This window comes from Streptomyces torulosus (assembly GCF_001419765.1).
Lineage (GTDB): Bacteria > Actinomycetota > Actinomycetes > Streptomycetales > Streptomycetaceae > Streptomyces > Streptomyces torulosus.
In genome coordinates this window covers 1-17752 of the sequence record NZ_LIRK01000294.1, presented here as the reverse complement: position 1 = coordinate 17752, position 17752 = coordinate 1, and the positions used below count along the sequence as shown (strand labels likewise).

Sequence of the window (17752 nt, the reverse complement as noted above, 5' to 3'; positions counted from 1 at the left end):
GATGTCGTCGGGGTCGGCCCCGGTGGCCTCGGCGAGCGCCCGGGCGAGGTGGTGTGCCCGCTGGTCGTGGAGGCCTCGCACGCATGTGCTCAAGGTGGGGCTGTCGGTGATCATGCGGGCGAACTCCGGGCCGGAGAACCCGGCGACCGGGTCCTGGGCGGCGACGGAGTCGGCGAAGGCCCGGCGCAGCGCGGCCAGCGCGGATTCACCGGGGCGTCGCGCGTCGACGGCTCGGGCCAGTGAGGTGGCGAACTGGTCCTGATGGTCCAGCGCCAGGTCTTCCTTGCGGGGGAAGTAGTTGGTGACGGTCTTCTTGGCGACGCGGGCGGCGGTGGCGATCTCGGCGATGGTCGTCTGCTCGAAGCCCTGGGCGATGAACAGCCGCGTCGCATGGTCGGAGATGAGCTGCCGGGTCTCCTGCTTCTTCGTCTCACGAAGCCCGGCCTTGGGGGGCGACACCTGGGTAGCCATGGCGGAATCTTACCCCCGTAGCATTTTTATGTTGACGCCAAGAATGGTCAAGGGTAAGTTTACGTCGGTAGTAAGTTTACGTCGACCAGACGGCGGGGGCCGGGTGTATGCCTGTCCCCACCGCATCCAGGGAGTCTCGTGCAGTTCACCGCCTCCACCGTCTCGCTGACCGTGGACGACGTCACTCGTTCGCAGGAGTTCTTCACCGCCCACCTGGGCTATGCCGTCCGGCACGCCGCCGACGGCTTCGTGTCCCTGTCGCACGACGACGCGGTCGATGTCGTCCTGCTCGCCCGCGGTATCGAGGTGCTGCCGCCCGAGCAGCGTGACCAGCGCGTCAGTGGTCTGATCCTGGCCTTCACCGTCACCTCCGGCCTGCGGGACGAGGAGAAGCGGCTGCGGGAGGCCGGGGTCCGGATCACCATGCCGTTGCGCGAGGAACCGTGGGGTGAGCGCCTGTTCCAGGTCACCGATCCCAACGGGGTGATCATCCAGTTCGTCGAGTGGGCCGCGTCCGAGCACGGCTGACCCCTAACCGGCGGCAAGAGGCCCTGGACCTGTCGCCCGCCCCCATCGCCTCGATCCGCGTTCGCTCGCCTCGATCCGCCCTGTGCGCCACCGTGGTCCGGCAACCGATCCAGAAGGAATCCTTCGTGCGCAAGCTCGTGTACTACATCGCCTCCACCCTCGACGGCTTCATCGCCGGGCCCGACGGTGCCGACCCCACGGGACCTGACGGCTTCTGGCCCGTCACCGGCGACTATGTGCAGTACCTCGCCGCGGAGTACCCCGAGACCCTCCCCGCCCCGGCGAGGAAGGCTCTGTCCGTCGAGGCCGAGGGCACTCACTTCGACACCGTCCTCGAAGGACGCAAGACCTATGAGATCGGCCTCAAGGCCGGTATCGCCGACGCCTACCCGCACCTGCGGCACCTGGTCTTCTCCACCACCATGACCGAGAGCCCCGCCCCGGCCGTGGAGCTGGTCACGAGCGACCCGGTGGCGAAGGTGCGGGAGTTGAAGCAGGAGGACGGCAAGGACCTCTGGCTGATCGGCGGGGGCGAACTCGCGGGCGTCCTGTACGACGAGATCGACCAACTGATCGTCAAACTGGGCCCCTTGACCATAGGCACCGGGATCCCCCTCTTCGGCCGCTCGGCCGCCTTCGACCCGCGCATCTGGAACCTGACGGACCACGTCGTCCTGGAGGGCGGGGCGGCGTTCCTCACCTACACCCGCGGCTGAGGGCGGTTCGACCAGCCCGACGGGTCCGCCCGCGACCTCAGCCGGGCCCGAACGCCGCCACCATGCGCCGGCAATCCCTCAGCAACTCCTCGTCCGACGTCACGTCCCCTCGCACGTTCACGCCGGCGTGGGCCGTCTCGTGGGTGGTGTCGGTGCGGTGGCGGCGGGGTGAGGACAGTTCCGCCCGGACGAGGGGGAGGGCCGGGGCCGCCGCGGGGCCCATCTCGACCAGGCAGGCGGCGATCTCCGGGCGATGCACCGGCTGGGCGGTCCAGTGGTGCGACAGCACCGGCAGCGCTTCCTCCGCCTCTCCGGTGATCCGCCACAGGGCGACGGCCTCGTCGACGCCCTGTGGCTCGGGTCCGCGCAGGCTCGCCGCGAGCGACACGGCCGCCGGGCCGAGCGAGCCGATCACCTGGAGGGCGGCCCTCCGCTCGTACCGGTACTCGGAGCGCAGACCGGCACTCAGGGCGGGAAGCACCGCCTCGGCGTCGCCGGTCACCGCCCAGAGCGCCGCCGCGGCCTCGGTGCGGTCGGGATCGCAGGCGGCGGCGCCCGAGACCCGCTCCCGCAGCAGCGGGGCGGCTTCCGTCGCCGCCGTGCCGTAGCGGGCCAGGGCCCGCAGCGCGTGCCGCCCGGTCGCCGCGTCGTCGCCGCTGTCGCGGAGCGCCGCGACGACCAGGGGCAGGGACGCCTGGTGCCGGAGAATGCCCAGTCCGTCGAGGAGCCGGCGCCGGGTGACGCCCCGGTCGTCCGGGTCGAGGTCGGCGAGCCGCTCGTGCAGCACCGGGCCCAGCTCCGCGCCCGCCTCCGGCCCGTAGGCCGTCAGCCACCGCTCGGTCTCCTCCGGTGGGTCCAGCCGGCTCAGGACGGACTTCAGGGCGTTCAACGCCCGGTCGTCGCCCTGGAGCGCCAGCACCTCCATGGCCCTGCCGATCGCCGTGTCGAGCCAGCGCAGGCCGTCCATCGACTCGGTCCGCCCGCTCTCCCACCAGTCCTCGACGAACGCCACCACGTCGTCGGCCACCACCCGGGCGACCGGCGCGAGATACCGCAGCTCGGTCAACGCGGCTTTGTTCAGGCGGAGTTCGGGCTCCCGCAGCTGCCCGGCGAGCGCGATCAGCGGCTCGTCGTCCGGGATCCGCCAGCCCGTCATCAGCGCCCCGGCCATCCTGATCGCCGCCATGCGCTGACCCCAGTCCGCGCTCCCCAACTGCCCGAGGAGCAGCGGGAACCGCAGGTCGGTCCGGTCGCCCAGCGCGTGGTGCAGCTCCAGGAGGAGGTCGGGAGTGGCGTCCGTGTCGGCGAGCGCGTAGTGCGTGGCCTCCAGGTCGCGCAGGTACGACACCATCGTGTCCGTCCGCGGGCGTTCCCGGGCCGGCTCGGCCGCGCGGGCGGCGGACGCCTTCCGCTCGTACGCGGAGCGCAGCGTGTCCAGGGCGATCCGCACACCGTTGGCGGGCAGGGCCCGCGGGGCGCAGCGCGCCAGCTGGACGAGAGCCGCCAGCCGCAGTTCGTGATCGGCACCGCCCGAGAGCACCATCTCGCGCAGGACGGGCTCGGCCGTGTCACCCAACTGCTCCGGGTGCGCGCCGGCCAGTTCGCCGATCGCCCCCACCAGGGCACGCAGCGCCCCAGGGTCCCGCTCCACCGGAAGCCGCCCACGCAACGCGTCGAACACCCGCGCGGGTTGCGGATGCACCTCGGCCAGCGCTTCGGCGGCCGCCGCGCGCACCTCCGGATCCGGGTCGCCGAGCAGCGCGAGGAAAGCGTCGGCGCGCTCCCGGACCCCGGCCCAGGCGTCCAGATACAGCTGGACGTACGCCGCGTTCTCCCGCTCGTCCTCGAACGGGGCGTCCAGCTCGGCCGGGTCGGGGTCCCGCCCGCCGGCGATGCCGCACAGCAACCGCACGATCGCCGCCCGGTCCGGCAGACCCGGCATCGACGCCAGCTCGAAGAGGAACGGTATGCAGGCCACCGTGCTGTCGTACACGTCGCCCTGGTGGTGCACCGCCCCGTACAGGCCGTCCAGCGCGATGTCCCGCCGCGCGGGATCCTCCGACGCCAGGCCCCACAGCAGGTCGGGGACGTCGGTCGCGGAATCGGTGTACGCATGCCCCATCGACGCCCAGTCGACGTCGTCGATCCCCGTGAGCACGAAGCCTCCCCGTTGTGCGGTGGCGTACGGCAGCCACGGGTCACAGCATGCCGTACGCCACTGACAACGGGCCGGGCGCGGGCGGGCGCTACAGCTCCTTGATCCGGATGTCCCGGTAGGAGACCACGTCCGTCGTGCCGTGCACCTGGAGTCCGAGGTAGCCGGAGGCGAACCGCCGCCCGTCCGTGCCCGGGTCGTCGGCGCGGGGCGGGGCGAAGTCCTGGCCGCCGGTGTTGTCGAACTCGTTGATCAGCACCCCGTTGCGGTACACCGAGTAGTGCTGGTCGACCACGCGGATCTCGTAGTCGTTCCAGGTGCCCTTCTGGGTGACGCCCGCGCCGGCGAGCCCCACCCGGTCGAAGCCGTAGACCGACCCCGTCTTGTACATGTCGCCGTCGGGCCGGTCCAGGACCTGCACCTCATGGCCGTACTTGATGGCGACCCACTCCGGCCGTGACTCCTCCGGGTGCTCGTGGACCCACGGGAACCGCACGAACACACCGGAGTTGGCGTTGGATGTGCCGGGCGCGTCGTCACGCCACTGCAGGCGCAGCGAGAAGTCGCCGTACTTCCGCTCCGGGAACCACAGCATGCCCAGCCCGTCCTTCGTCGTTCCGGACGTGATCGAGCCGTCGGCGTTCCGGGCGAACGAACCGCCGCCCACCTGCTGCCACTTGGCGAACGACTCGGCCGTGCCGTCGAGGATCGTGCGGTAGCCCCCGGTCTGCCCGGGCCTGCCGATGCCGGACTCCGCCGCGGCCTCCTTCACCGCGTCGTACTCGCGCTGATCGACGACCCCGTCCTTCAGCAGCCTGTCGAGCACGGTGTCGACGTGCTTCAGGAACAGGGCGTGGGACGTCCACTCCTTCTCGTCCTCGATCAACTCGTTGACGCGGCACCGGTTGTTGGTCACCCGGTTCGGCACGCCCGAGTCGACCGTGCCGACGAACACCGTCAACCGCTCGTCGTACTCGGCACAGTTGGGTGCGGGGACGCCGCCGCCCGCGACGACCGTGAACGTCGCCGAGCGCGCGGGGGCGGTGTTGCCCGCCCTGTCGCTCGCCCGGTACGCCACGGTGTGCGTGCCCGCGCGGTCGACGACCACGGGGGAGGTGTAGACGAGATAGGGGCCGCCGTCCAGGGAGTACTCGATTCCGGCGACACCCGACCCGCCGTGGTCCGTGGCGCTGACGGTGACCTTCGCGTTCCTCAGGTAGGCGCCGGCCGCGTTCCGCTCGCCCTCGACGGTCACCCCGGTCACCGGCGGTGTCGTGTCGGCGGCGGGCGGGGCCACGACCGTGAACCCGACGTTCTTCTCCGCCGAGACGTTGCCCGCCTTGTCCGTCGCCCGGTACCGCACGGTGTGCGTGCCGACCTCGTGGACCATCACCGGAGCCGTGTACGGCCGCCAGGCGCCCGAGTCGCCGAGCGCGTACTCGACGGTGTTGACCCCGGAGCCGGTGTCCGACGCGGAGACGGTGACGGTAGCCATGGAGACGTACTGGCCCTGCGCGTTGCGCTCACCGGTCACCGTCGCCGAGGTCTCCGGCGCGGTGGTGTCGTCCGTGGGCGGGGCGACGACGGTGAACTCGACGCTCTTCTCGGCGGCCGTGTTGCCCGCCTTGTCGACGGCCCGGTAGCGGACCTTGTGGCTGCCCACCCGGTCCGTCACGACGGGGGTGGTGTACGGCACCCAGGCGCCCGAGTCGCCGGTCGCGTACTCGATCCGCTCGACCCCGGAGCCGCCCGTGTCGGTCGCGGTGACGGTGACGGTCGCCGAACCGACGTACGCGCCCTGCGAGTTCCGGGTGCCGCTCACGGCCGCCGAGGTCTCGGGCGCGGTGGTGTCCTCGCCGGTGCCCTCGGTGACCACGAGGATGCCCTGCATCTGCCCGTGGCCGGGGATGGTGCAGTAGTAGCGGTAGCGCCCGGGGGTGAGCGTGACCTCGGCGGTGTGGCGGCCGCCCCGGTCGTCGTTCGGGTTGGCCAGGATGTTCAGCGGGACGTCGTGGTTGTACTCGGGATCCGAGACGTCGAACGTCAGGGTGTGCGGCATGCCCATCGTGTTGCCGGTGGCCGTGCTGTTCTCGAACACGATGGTCGTCACGCCCGCCACCGCGCTCTTCGGGGCGGTCGTGTACTTGGTGATGTCGTCGCCCGCGGTCCAGGTGAGCACCTGGGCCGCGGCCTCGGCGGCCGGCTCGGCCCGCCCGGAGGCGGGCGTCGCCGTGAGACCGAGCATCATCAGCAGGGCCGCCCCCAGGGCCACCCACAAACGTCTCTCCCGCATCACCGCGCACCCCTCGCGAGCTGGTCGGCGGACGGCGTGGGGCCGCCGCCCGTGTAGGTCACCCGCCACAGGGCGGACTTGGCGTCGGAGGTGAAGAAGCCGCGCCCGTAGTCGAGGAGGTAGAGGGCCCCGTCCGGCCCGAACTTCCAGTCCATGAGGTTCCTGATGCCGTCGTTGCCGACCGGGATGATCCGTTTCAGCGTCTCGGCGTGGACGGGGAGTCCGCCGCTGCCGTGGTTCTTCGGGTCGGTGAGCACGGCGTGCCGCGGCTGGTCGGCGTCGTAGAAGTCGCCGACGAACCACTTGCCGTCCCAGTACGCGGGCCACTGGCCGGAGCCCGTCGCGGCGGGGTCGTGGCGGTAGACCGGGCCGTTCATCGCGGCCTGTCCACCACCCTTCAGCCAGGGCAGCAGGTACGTGGCGTCCTCGCTCCTGTAGGAGGGGACGCCGTTCGCGTCCCTCGGGAAGTCGGGGGCGCCGCCCTGCGGTGAGTACCAGATGGTGTTGCCGGTCACCGGGGGCAGGTTGACGAGCCCGTCGTTGTTGGGGGACTCGTTCTTCGGGTGGTCGCAGTCGTACCAGCCCAGCGGCTTCGACGGGTCAGGCAGATTGCGGTCCCGGTACGGCTGCTCGTTGCCCATGCAGTACGGCCAGCCCCGGTTGCCCGCCTCGGTGATGACGGCGAACGTGTCGTACTTCGCCGGGCCCCAGGTCGTCGACGGCGTCGAGGCGTCCGGGCCGACCCAGCCGGCGTAGAGGACGTCCGTCTTCCTGTCGACGAAGATCCGCGCGGGGTTCCGGACACCCATCACATAGATCTCACCACGCGTCTTCCCGCCGCCCTCGTCGGTCTCCTTCCCGGTGAAGAGGTTGCCGGCGGGCAGGGTGTACGTGCCGTCCGGCTCCGGGTGGATGCGCAGGATCTTGCCGTTGAGGTTGTTGGTGTTCCCTGCCGTGCGGCGCGCGTCGGCGAAGGACACGCCCTTGTAGTTCGGCTGCGGGTTGTTGCCCGAGTAGCCGGCGCTGAAGCCACTGGAGTTGTTGTCGCCGGTCGCGATGTACAGGTTGCCCCGCGAGTCCCAGGCCATCCCGCCGCCCGCGTGGCAGCAGCTGTGGATCTGCACCGGCCACGTGAGCAGCACCTTCTCGCTGCCCAGGTCCAGCTTGTTGGTCGCGAGGTCGAGCGTGAAGCGGGAGACGCGGCGCTCGGCCATCCGGGTGTCGCGGTTGATCCGCTCGTGCGGCGTGTAGTGCAGATACACCCAGCCGTTCTGCTGGAAGCCGGGGTCCAGCTCGATGCCCAGCAGCCCCTCCTCGACCTTGATCAGCTCGTCGCCGCCGCCCTTGTTGCCGAAGACGGTGAGGGCGCCGGCCAGGGTGACCTGCTTGGTCCGCGGGTCGTAGACGTGGACCTCGCCCTTGCCCTTGCCGATGTCCGGGTCGTTCCAGTCGGTGACCACCGGCTGCGAGGAGTCCGCGCCGCCGCGACCGATGTAGAGGACACGTCCGTCGGGGGCGGTGACCAGGCCGTGCGGTTCGCCGATCTGGTCGTTCTGCCCGGGCTGGTTGGGCCGGGTCAGCCGCTCCGCCTTGTAGTTCGCGTCGATCGTCGCCTTGCAGTCGGCCCGGGTCAGCCGGGACGTCCACAGCAGGGCGCCCCGCAGATGCGTACGGAAGTCGGTCTCGTCGTACGCCGACACCGTCCCGCCCATGCCCGTGTAGAAGGAGCGGCCGCCGTCGTAGTCACGGCACCAACTCACGGGATGGTCCCAGCCGTTGGCGCTCGCACCCGGCCGATACGTGGACTCGCGGACCCGGGCCACGGTGTGGACGGCGCCGGACGGGTTCTTCACCCAGTTGAACCACTTGTCGGGCCGCTTCCACTGCACCGGCAGGTCCTTGGTGGCCGGGTGCCGCCGGTCCCCGACCTCGACCGTCGCCCGCTGCACGGACGTCGGGCTCGACGCGGCCGGCCGCGCGCCGATCAGCCCGGTGAACCAGTCGGAGTACGGCTCGGCGCGCGCCGCGTCATGGATGCCGACGAAACCGCCGCCCGCCTCCATGTACGCCTCCAGGCCCGCCTCCTGCTCCGGGTCGAGGACGTCGCCGCCGCCGGTGAGGAAGACCACCGCGTTGAAGCCGCCGAGGCGGGCCCCGTCGGTGAACACGGAGGCGTCGTCGGTGGCGACGACCTCGAACCGTTCGGCCGCGGGCCCGGACAGCCCGATCCGCTCGATCGCCTCGATCCCGGCGTTGACGAGCGGCGACTCCTCACCGGCGGCCGCCGAGCCGTGGAAGACCAGCACCCGCGGGCCCGAGCCGCCCGGGGGTGATGTGATCGACATCGTTGTCAGCGTGGGTTCCGGCGCAGGCCGGGCATGCGCCGCGGGGCCGGACAGCAGCCCCGCGGCCAGGACCGAGGCGGTCACGACGGCCGCCCAGGGCCGTCTTCCCCGCGTTCTCGTGTCGCTCAACCCTCGTAAGTACATGGGCACCTCCTCGGTCACAGCCACAGCGCCAAGGAAGTTAGACCCCTTTGCGCGGCACGCCAATACCTATGACCGGAATGCCACAAACTTTGTCCTGGGTGTGGATAAACACCTGGGGTGCCGCTACCGTCTCACAGGTTCACCACAGACTCAGGCGCGTTGTCGTAAATGCCGTACTCGCATGGGGAGTTCCGGATGGACGGTCTGGACAGACGAGGCTTCAACCGACGGCTGCTGCTGGGTGGCGCGGCCGCCGCGACATCGTTGTCCGTCACCATCGACACCATCGGCGCCCCCGAGGCCGTGAGCGCCGACACCACCGCGCGGACCGCCCCCGCCGGCGGCGAGGTCCGGCACATCAAGCTGTACGCCGAGAAACTGGCGGACGGTCAGATGGGCTACGGCCTGGAGAAGGGCAAGGCGTCCGTCCCCGGCCCGCTGATCGAACTGAACGAAGGCGACACGCTGCACATCGAGTTCGAGAACACCATGGACGTACGGGCGAGCCTGCACGTCCACGGCCTGGACTACGAGACCTCCAGTGACGGCACCGCCCTCAACAAGAGCGACGTCGAGCCCGGCGGCACGCGTACGTACACCTGGCGGACGCACACACCCGGCCGGCGCAAGGACGGCACCTGGCGGGCGGGCAGCGCCGGGTACTGGCACTACCACGACCATGTCGTCGGCACGGAGCACGGCACGACCGGCATCCGCAAGGGCCTCTACGGCCCCGTGATCGTCCGTCGCAAGGGTGACGTCCTGCCCGACAAGACCGTCACCGTCGTCTTCAACGACATGCTCATCAACAACAAGCCGGCCCACACCGGACCGAACTTCGACGCGACGGTAGGCGACCGCGTGGAGTGGGTCGTCATCACCCACGGGGAGTACTACCACACCTTCCACCTGCACGGACATCGCTGGGCCGACAACCGCACGGGCCAGCTGACCGGCCCCGACGACCCCAGTCAGGTCATCGACAACAAGATCTGCGGCCCCGCCGACTCGTTCGGCTTCCAGATCATCGCCGGCGAGGGTGTCGGAGCCGGCGCCTGGATGTACCACTGCCACGTCCAGAGCCACTCCGACATGGGCATGGTCGGCCTGTTCCTGGTCCGCAAGCCGGACGGCACGATCCCGGGGTACGAGCCGCACGAGCACAGGCAAGAGAACAAGCGACAGGGCAAGCAGGAGCACAAGCCGGAGCGCAAGCAAGAGCACGCGCACTGAGCCCTGTCCGCGCGGTCGGACGCGACCGCGCGGACCTCGCCCCCCCGTGCGCCCCGCCTCAGCTCCCGCTGATGTCCAGCACGCCCCACTCGGTGCTCGACCGCTCCCGGACGTAGAGACGCGGCCCCCGCGACACGACGTGTCGCCGGTGGTACAGCGGAGTGCCGTCGGCACACGCCACACGGCTGGTGCTCACGACGTCGACGGTGGCGTCGCCGAGCGAGCCGAGGACCAGGCGGTCGCGGTCCTTGCGGTACCCGCCGAGGAACGCGACGCGCTCCCCGTCCACGGCCACGCCGGACGCGCCCCGGACCGGAGTCGTCCGCAGGCGCGGCGGTCGGCCGTCCCGTACCTCCACCAGGGGGAAGGACGTGTACGGATACACCCAGGCGGCGCGACGGTCCACGTTCAGCGCGTAGCAGTCGGCGATCCAGTCACCGCCGGGCGGCGGGCTGTACGCCCACAGGGCCTCGCCCGTGGCGCTCCAGCGGCGCGCGCCCGCCGCGCTGAGGGGATCACCGCCGAACACGCCTTCGTCGAAGTAGCCGATCCACAGGTCGCCGGACTCGTCGGTCAGCAGATGCTCGATGGCGTCGCCGACGCGGAACGTCCAGGACGGGCGACCCAGCGCGTCGAAGACCTGGACCTGCTCGTCACCCGTTCCGCTGCGCGCGTCGGCGACGACGAAGCCGCCGTCCGGGAGCGCGTCGATCCTGGGGTGGCGGGCCGACACCGAACTGAGCGCGGTCGCGTACGAGGCGCCGTCGTCGACGGTGACGACCACCGCGTCGTACTGTCCCGGTGTTTCCGTGGGCTTCCGGAGCAGCCAGTGGGCGCGGCCGAAGGCGTCGACCGTGCTGTCGAGAAGACGTAGATCGTCGTACGCGCGGGGGAGACGGGCGTACGGGGCGAGGCGGTCAGGCGTCATGGGCCTTTCTCATGGTCATAAGGTGATCCTCACGGCCGCCCCGACCCCGGCGCAACCGAATTCCGGCGGACGCCTCCACCCGATCGGGGAGCGCTCTCAGGCCGGCCCGGCCGCGGCTATCCTGATCCCCACCCGCTCTTGAGGAGTCCCGAAGTGACCGAGGCAGTGTCGCGTCCCACGTTGGAGGCCGTGGCCGCGCGCGCCGGGGTGTCACGGGCCACCGTGTCCCGAGTCGTCAACGGGGGCGACGGCGTCCGCGAGCCGCTGGTGGAGCGGGTGCGCCGGGCGGTCGAGGAACTCGGCTACGTCCCCAACCAGGCGGCCCGCAGCCTGGTCACCCGGCGCCACGACGCGGTGGCCGTCGTGATCGCCGAACCGGAGACCAGGGTCTTCGCGGACCCCTTCTTCGCCCTCCAACTGCGCGGGATCAGCAAGGAACTGACCGCCCACGACTCCCAGCTCGTCCTGCTGCTCACCGAGGGGCCCGAGGACTACGCGCGGGTCGGCCGGTATCTCGCGGGCGGCCATGTCGACGGGGCGCTCGTCTTCTCCCTGCACCTCGACGACCCGCTGCCGGGACTGATCCGGGGCGCCGGTGTGCCGACCGTGTTCGGCGGACGGCCCGGCTGGGGCGACGGCCCGCGCGGCGACGGACCCACCGTCTACGTCGACAGCGACAACCGGGGCGGAGCGCGGGACGCCGTACGGCATCTCGTCGGACTCGGCCGCACCCGGGTCGCCCACATCACCGGCCCCCTCGACCAGACCTCCGCGGTCGACCGCCTCGACGGCTTCCGCGACGTCATGGTCGACGCCGACCCCCGGTTGATCGTGGAGGGCGACTTCACCCCGGCCGGCGGTGAGCGCGCGATGCGCGTCCTCCTCGACCGCTGCCCCGAGGTGGACGCGGTGTTCGCCGCGAACGACCTCTCGGCCTCCGGTGCCCTGCGGGTCCTGCGGGAACGGGGGCGGCGGGTGCCGGAGGACGTGGCCGTGGTCGGCTTCGACGACATGCTGCCGGTGGCGGAGGGCGCCGACCCGCCCCTGACGACGGTCCGTCAGGACATAGAGGAGATGGGGCGGTTGATGGCCCGACTCCTCCTGCGGGGCCTCGACCGACGCGGCCGGGACGAGGCCGCGCACCCCGGTCCCGGCGAGGGCCTGGGCGGCGCGCCGTCCAGCGTCGTCCTCCCGACGACACTGGTCCGCCGCGCCTCCGCGTGAGCCGCGGGTCCCAGGACCTGTCTGCCGGACCGGCCGGACGGGCCGGACCTGCACGGGTGCGCGGCTCACGCGGCCTACGCGCCCACCGTGACCGTGAACCGTCGCGGGTTGCCGTCGTGTGCCGCGCCGGAGACGTCCGGCTGGCCGTCGGGTCGTACGTCGTCGTACGGGAACGCGTATCCGATGGGCGAGTTGGCGTGCACCACGCGGGACCAGTGGTTGGTCACGGTTCCCCGGTAGTAGTCGTTCGCCGTGGACCCGTTCGGCTGCGTGGGGTGGGTGAGCATGAGTGAGCGGTTGAACCCGGCGGCGATCCGGGCGAGGAGGGCCTTCTTGGGGTCGGGGTCGCCGGGGTTGTTGGCGAACGGGCCGTGGTTGCAGGTGAAGATGTCCTTCGAGGTGGGCCTGGCGAAGGAGTGGCCCCCGGTGAAGGTGAGACGGTCGCCGACGACCCGGCCGGTGAGCACGCCCCGGCCGCCCTGGAGGTCGATCCGCAGGTCGGTCGAACGGTACTTGTCCCACACCTGGTTGACGTACGCGTCCCAGTAGGAGCGGAACGGCATCTGGTCCGGCCGGTCGAAGTGCGGCGCCATCAGGTTCTGCGGGGAGATGACCCGCAGGACCCTGCCGTCGCCGCCCCGGATGACGAGCCGGTCCCACGGTTGCCCGTCCCTCGCGGCCTGGGCCACCAGGTCCGAGGCGATCCGGTCCACGGCGCCGCTCGGCAACGGGGCCACGGTGTGCGTGGCGTCGCCCTCCAGGGTGAGGCCGATGGGGAGGGCCGTCACCAGGTCGACGTAGCTGATGTTGGCGAACAGCTGGGTGGTGTCGAACGTGAACTCGCAGAACGACCACGTCCTGCCGAAGTTGGGGTCGGCGGGGGTGGCGAACGCCGGCTCGACCAGCGCCGGGCCGGGGTTGAGGAAGAAGTCGAGGGTGTTGTCGCGCACGAAGTAGACACGGGCGCCGAACATCTGGGGGAGTGTCAGCACGACGGGCGCGGAGCCGGCGGGGCCGAGCGGGATGGCACAGTCCACCGGCAGCGGTGTGTGCGGCGCCGACGGCGAGGCCGGCCGGTAGACGCTGCCGTTGGCCCGTAGCAGCACCCAGGCGCCGGTCGCCTGTTCGTGCCCGGTGACGTACGCCCGGACCGTGCCCGGCAACGAGGCGTTGCGCAGGGCCAGTTGGCAGGTGGTGGGCGCGGCGGCCCGGGCGGGAGTGGTGAGAGCGCTCCCAGCCATGGGCGCGCCGATCACGGCGGCGGTTCCGGCGAGGAAAGTACGACGAGAGAGCATGGTGGGGCCTCCTGGGAGTGGGGAGTGGAGGCACAGGGGGTGGGGCCCCTGCTGTGGTGCCCCCACTGTTCCCAGGGGAGGTTGAGCCGTCAAGACTTATGACTGAGAGCGCTCTCAGGACTTTTCGGTGTTCGGGACTTGACGGCGGGTGGGCCGGTCCTCGGCGCGCGGCTTCGGCCAGTCCGTCATCCGGAAGACGCCCAGCATGTCGTCGTCCCGTTTGCCGGCCGGGGAGAACGACGCCTCCACGCCGACCCACCCCCGGAAGGTCCGGGAGTCGTCGATGACCTGGAGCATGGGTTTCACATGCGAATTGCCCCCGTAGCACACGGAGGGATCGGCGGGAGCGAGGCAGGTGCACCAGTGCCAGTAGGTGTCGCGGCGATCGTGGACGCCCACCCGGGTCAGGTAGTACTGGATGGTCGTGTCCCCCGCGGCCTGTCCGCATCCCCTCCCGCAGTTGCCTGCCTTCGGCGGCTGCAGGTACGTCATGCAGTACGTGGCGCGGCCGCCGCACACGGTGAAGTTGCCCTGCCCGAACCCGCCCGTCTCCGGGGGCTGGGCCTTGCCGTGCTCCCAGGAGTCCAGGTCGAGGTGGATCCGCGGCTTGTGTCGGCGCACTGTCTCCATCGCCCGGCGCTCGGTGAACGGGGCGTTGCTGCCGTAGCCCTGTCCGGAGGTCGCCTTCGTCGAGCGCACGAACTCCAGACGGGCGATTCCCGCTCCCGGCCGGACCCGCCATGTCTCCGTCCACGGTGTGTCCGTGGCCCACTCGATCCGCACGGTGGGGGCCTGCTCGCCGTCGATCCGTTCGCTCCCCAGTCTGTAGGCGCCCTTCCGTCGCTCGGTGGCGTCGTCGCGGAAGCCGTCGACGGTCATGACCGGGCACCGCCGCACGCCCGGGGGCCTCGCCTTCTCGCCGGGCGCGCAGTCCGTGCCCGGAGTGGTGCCGGAGGGAATTCTCTTGGCCGGGTGGCGCTGGTTCCAGTAGTAGGTCCGAGCCGACACCGTGCCGGAGCCGGCGTCGAACCGGTACCAGCCGAGACGCACCCAGTTCCGGGGAGACGCACCCGTCAGGTACCCGGTGGAGACGACGAAGTTCGACTTGCCGCCCGGCAGGTCGCCGGGCGCCGCCTGGGCCGGCGCGACAGCGGGCAGTGCCAGCACCAGGGGCAGCAGTGACATACGTAGCTTTCTGATCACGCTGACGACCATGGCCCGGTCGGCCCCGCGACACCCTTGAAGACACTTCGGCGCTCGGCGCGATGCCCCGGCGCGCCGAGGCGGTGCGCGACGGAGCGGCGCAGGAACGCGCCCCCGGTCCGCCGCGCGAGCCGTCACCGCCCGCCTCCGCTTCGGACGCACAGGGGTAGGGGAGGCCTCCTGACCTGGATTCATCACTTTCAGTGATGGTTTCCTGACGTGCTGTTGTCGGCCTGTCCCGGTGCCGTAGACAGGGGGTGGGGCGACGGGGACTCGTCCTGAGCGGCCGGGAGGGTGTGCGGTGGAATCCGAGGAGCACGACGGGGCGAAGGGGAGTGCCGCGGGAAGCGGCGCCAGGACGCCGGAGGACATCACGTTCGGCGGCGAGTTGCGCCGACGGCGGCAGGCGCACGGGATGGCCCTGGCGGCGCTCGCCGACAGGCTGAGCACGGGAAAGGGGTACCTGAGCCGCCTGGAGCGCGGATTGCAGCGGCCCAGCGAGGCGTTCGCACGGGCCTGTGATCAGGCGCTCGGCGCGGGCGGCGCCCTGTTCGCCCTCGCGGCGGGACCGAGCGCGGGCCGCTGCCCGTACCCCGGACTGACCTCGTTCCGGGCGGAGGACGCGCCGTGGTTCTTCGGCCGGGAGCGGGCGGTCGCCGACCTGCTCGGGCTGCTGGCCGACCCCCGCACTGCAGGACACCCGGCCGTCGTGATCGGCCCGTCGGGCGTCGGCAAGTCGTCGCTGCTGCAGGCGGGGCTGGCCGTGGCGGTCACCCGCGGCGCACTGCCCGAACGGCAGCCCGGCACTCCCACGGTGCTCCGTATGACGCCCACCGCCCGGCCTTCGGAGGAACTGCGCTCCCACGTCGGACGACGGCCGCTGGAGTCGTACGCCCTGGTGATCGTCGACCAGTTCGAGGAACTGTTCGCCCTCTGCCTCGACGAGCCGCAGCGGGCGGCGTTCATCGCGGAGCTGTGCGCACGGGCCGCCGACGGCCTGCCCGTCGTGCTCGGTCTGCGGGCCGACTTCTACGGCCACTGCCTCGCCCATCCGCCGCTGCTCGCCGCGCTGCGCGCGCGGACGCTGCCGCTCGCCCCCATGGGCCCCGGGGAGCTCCGGCGCGCGATCACCGAACCGGCCGCCGCCGTGGGACTCGCCCTGGAGCCCGGCCTGGTCGAGGTGCTGATGCGTGACCTCGGGGCCGTCGGCGGAACGGGCACGTCCGAAGCCGCGACCCTGCCCCTGCTCTCCCACGCGCTGCGCGCCACATGGCAGCAGCGAGCGGACGACACCCTGACCGTCGCGGGGTACGAGCGGACCGGCGGTGTGCACCAGGCGGTGGCCGCGACCGCCGAACGCGTGCACGGACAGCTGCCCCCGGAGCACCGGGAGATCGCCCGCACCCTCCTGCTGAACATGGTGCACGTGGGAGACGCGGGGGAAGACACCCGCAACCGCGCCGCCCGCGACGAACTGATCGAGCTGACCACGGCGGGCGTCGCCGGTGCGCGGGCGGAGGACGTCGTGGCCGTGCTGGAGGCCTTCACCGGTGCCCGGCTGCTGACGGCCGACGCCGACCACGCGGAGATCAGCCATGAGGCCCTGCTGTGGGCCTGGCCGCGACTGCGCGAGTGGATCGACGGCGACCGTGCCCGCCTCAGGCTGCACCAGAGGCTCGCGGAGGCGGCCCGGGTCTGGCACGAGGACGGCAGGGACACCTCTCTCCTGCTGCGCGGTGCCCGGCTGGCCGCGGTGTCGGAGTGGTCGTGCGAACAGACCGGCGCGCACCCCGTGCTGCGGCCGGTGGAGCGAGAGTTCCTGCGCGCCTGCCGACGGCACGAGGAGGGCGAACGGGAGACCGAGCGCCGACGCAACCGCAGACTGCGGCAACTGGTCGCGGGGCTCGCCGTGCTCCTGGTCCTCGCCCTGACGAGCGGCCTGGTCGCGGTGCGCAAGTCGGCCGAGGCCCAGTGGCGCACCGGCCAGGCGGAGAGACAGGAGCACCGGGCAATGGCCGCGCTCCTCTCCAGCGAGGCACGACGGCTCGCCCACGCCCGGCCGGAGCTGTCCGCGCTGCTCGCCGTGGCGGCGTACGAGCACGAGCGGACCCCGCAGTCACGGGGTGCCCTGCTCAACACCCAGGCCCAGGGGTTCGTGGCACGTCTGGCCGACCGCCGCCACCAGGACATGCTGTGGTCGGCCGGCCTCAGCGACGACGGCCGCGTCTTCGTGAGCGGCGACGAGAACGGACACGCGCTGATCTGGGACGTGGACCGTCACGGGCCGAGGCATGTGATCGACGGCCTCCCCGGCAAGCTCCACGCGGTCGCCGTCAGCCCGGACGGCACCAGGGTCGCGGGCATCAGCAAGGACGGCACCCTCCGGCTGTGGGACGCCCGCACCGGACGTCGGCTCGCCCGTACGGCCGCCGCACCGCCCGGCTCACCCGCGCTGGGCGCGCTGGAGTTCAGCCGGGACGGCGGCGTGGTCGCCGTGGCCGGGGCCGGGGTCCAGCTCAGACGCGTGGACGGGCTGCGGAGGATCTCGTCGCCCGTCGCCACCACCCGTCTGGTCGGGCTCGCCCTGCACCCCGACCTCAAGACGGTCGCCGGTGCCGGGTGGGACGGGAAGATCCACGTGTGGCGACGGTCGGACGAGGGGTTCACCACTGACGCGCTCCGCCTCGACGGAGGGTCGGAGGACGTCTTCGACGTCGACTTCAGCCCTGACGGCACCCTGCTGGCCGCGGCGGGCAGGGACGGCGCCGTCCGGCTCTGGCGCACCTCCGACTGGCGGCCCGCCGGGGTCCTGGAGGGACACGAGGGAGAGGTCTGGCGCCTCGCCTTTCGCGCGGACGGAAGAGTGCTCGCCTCGGCCGGCGAGGACCAACAGGTCCTGCTGTGGGACGTCCCCGCCCGCCGCCGACTCGCCTCGCTCGGCGGCCACAGCGCCTCCGTGCACGCGGTGTCCTTCTCCCGCGACGGACTGCTCGCCAGCGGGGCGAGCGACCACACCGCCGCCCTGTGGGACACCTCCGGCTGGCTGGCCGACGGCTGCGGGACGGACGGCGAACCACCCCGGGCGGCGGCGTACGGTACCGGCGGCCTGGCCCTGGCCGCCGACGGCACCATCGCGTTCCGCGGCTCCGGCGCGTGCCGCACCCTCCGCATGACTCCGGGGCCCGTTCGCGGACTGGCCCGCGGCGGACACCTCATC

The 17752-nt window shown here is 71.9% G+C and carries 12 protein-coding genes; 5 read left to right on the top strand and 7 right to left on the bottom strand.

The genetic code is table 11. The features are described from left to right. Positions 1-471, bottom strand: a 471-nt coding sequence (locus AOK23_RS20905; RefSeq protein ID WP_055714218.1) for a TetR/AcrR family transcriptional regulator, incomplete at its 3' end; no start/stop codon positions are given. Positions 472-609: 138 nt separating this feature from the next. Between AOK23_RS20905 and AOK23_RS20900 the strand changes: the two genes are divergently transcribed. Both AOK23_RS20900 and AOK23_RS20895 read left to right on the top strand, forming a co-directional pair. Next, on the top strand, positions 610-999 hold the full coding sequence (locus AOK23_RS20900; protein WP_055714217.1) for a VOC family protein: 390 nt from the start codon (positions 610-612) through the stop codon (positions 997-999). Positions 1000-1124: 125 nt separating this feature from the next. Beyond that, complete coding sequence (locus AOK23_RS20895) at positions 1125-1715, top strand: dihydrofolate reductase family protein (RefSeq protein WP_055714216.1); 591 nt, start codon at positions 1125-1127, stop codon at positions 1713-1715. A gap of 37 nt (positions 1716-1752) precedes the next feature. Here the strand turns inward: AOK23_RS20895 and AOK23_RS20890 are convergent, their stop codons facing one another. The 3 genes from AOK23_RS20890 to AOK23_RS20880 form a co-directional block, all read right to left on the bottom strand. Then, on the bottom strand, positions 1753-3873 hold the full coding sequence (locus tag AOK23_RS20890; RefSeq protein WP_055714215.1) for a HEAT repeat domain-containing protein: 2121 nt from the start codon (positions 3871-3873) through the stop codon (positions 1753-1755). A gap of 88 nt (positions 3874-3961) precedes the next feature. Beyond that, complete coding sequence (locus tag AOK23_RS20885) at positions 3962-6163, bottom strand: OmpL47-type beta-barrel domain-containing protein (protein ID WP_206336249.1); 2202 nt, start codon at positions 6161-6163, stop codon at positions 3962-3964. After that, positions 6163-8652 carry a ThuA domain-containing protein gene (locus AOK23_RS20880; RefSeq protein WP_079049590.1) on the bottom strand — a complete coding sequence of 830 codons (2490 nt, stop codon included), beginning with the start codon at positions 8650-8652 and terminating at the stop codon, positions 6163-6165. Before AOK23_RS20880 ends, AOK23_RS20885 begins: the two co-directional genes overlap by 1 nt. Before the next feature lie 195 nt (positions 8653-8847). On the opposite strand from AOK23_RS20880, the gene AOK23_RS20875 reads away from it, so the two are divergent. Continuing rightward, the gene (locus tag AOK23_RS20875; RefSeq protein WP_079049589.1) at positions 8848-9885 is read left to right on the top strand and encodes a multicopper oxidase domain-containing protein; all 1038 of its coding nucleotides are present in this window, start codon (positions 8848-8850) and stop codon (positions 9883-9885) included. Positions 9886-9943: 58 nt separating this feature from the next. Here the strand turns inward: AOK23_RS20875 and AOK23_RS20870 are convergent, their stop codons facing one another. After that, positions 9944-10813, bottom strand: coding sequence for a hypothetical protein (locus AOK23_RS20870; protein ID WP_055714212.1), 870 nt, complete (start codon positions 10811-10813; stop codon positions 9944-9946). Positions 10814-10966: 153 nt separating this feature from the next. On the opposite strand from AOK23_RS20870, the gene AOK23_RS20865 reads away from it, so the two are divergent. Beyond that, a complete protein-coding gene (locus tag AOK23_RS20865; protein WP_055714211.1) occupies positions 10967-12037 on the top strand; it encodes a LacI family DNA-binding transcriptional regulator in 1071 nt (356 codons plus the stop codon). Positions 12038-12111: 74 nt separating this feature from the next. On the opposite strand, the gene AOK23_RS20860 is transcribed toward AOK23_RS20865, so the two are convergent. Both AOK23_RS20860 and AOK23_RS20855 read right to left on the bottom strand, forming a co-directional pair. Then, positions 12112-13332: a glycoside hydrolase family 64 protein gene (locus AOK23_RS20860; protein WP_055714210.1), complete on the bottom strand. Its 1221-nt coding sequence runs from the start codon at positions 13330-13332 to the stop codon at positions 12112-12114. Positions 13333-13446: 114 nt separating this feature from the next. Then, positions 13447-14517, bottom strand: a complete 1071-nt coding sequence (locus AOK23_RS20855) for a hypothetical protein (protein WP_055714209.1) — start codon at positions 14515-14517, stop codon at positions 13447-13449. Between the two features lie 319 nt (positions 14518-14836). Between AOK23_RS20855 and AOK23_RS20850 the strand changes: the two genes are divergently transcribed. Continuing rightward, a partial coding sequence (locus AOK23_RS20850; RefSeq protein WP_055714208.1) for an nSTAND1 domain-containing NTPase occupies positions 14837-17752 on the top strand: 2916 nt, incomplete at its 3' end.

Excerpts from the sequence above, each read along its gene's own strand:
- AOK23_RS20885 (WP_206336249.1), bottom strand. The coding sequence starts at position 6,163 with ATGCGGGAGAGACGTTTGTGGGTGGCCCTGGGGGCGGCCCTGCTGATG.
- AOK23_RS20880 (WP_079049590.1), bottom strand. The coding sequence starts at position 8,652 with ATGTACTTACGAGGGTTGAGCGACACGAGAACGCGGGGAAGACGGCCC.
- AOK23_RS20875 (WP_079049589.1), top strand. The coding sequence starts at position 8,848 with ATGGACGGTCTGGACAGACGAGGCTTCAACCGACGGCTGCTGCTGGGT.
- AOK23_RS20870 (WP_055714212.1), bottom strand. The coding sequence starts at position 10,813 with ATGACGCCTGACCGCCTCGCCCCGTACGCCCGTCTCCCCCGCGCGTAC.
- AOK23_RS20860 (WP_055714210.1), bottom strand. The coding sequence starts at position 13,332 with ATGCTCTCTCGTCGTACTTTCCTCGCCGGAACCGCCGCCGTGATCGGC.
- AOK23_RS20855 (WP_055714209.1), bottom strand. The coding sequence starts at position 14,517 with ATGTCACTGCTGCCCCTGGTGCTGGCACTGCCCGCTGTCGCGCCGGCC.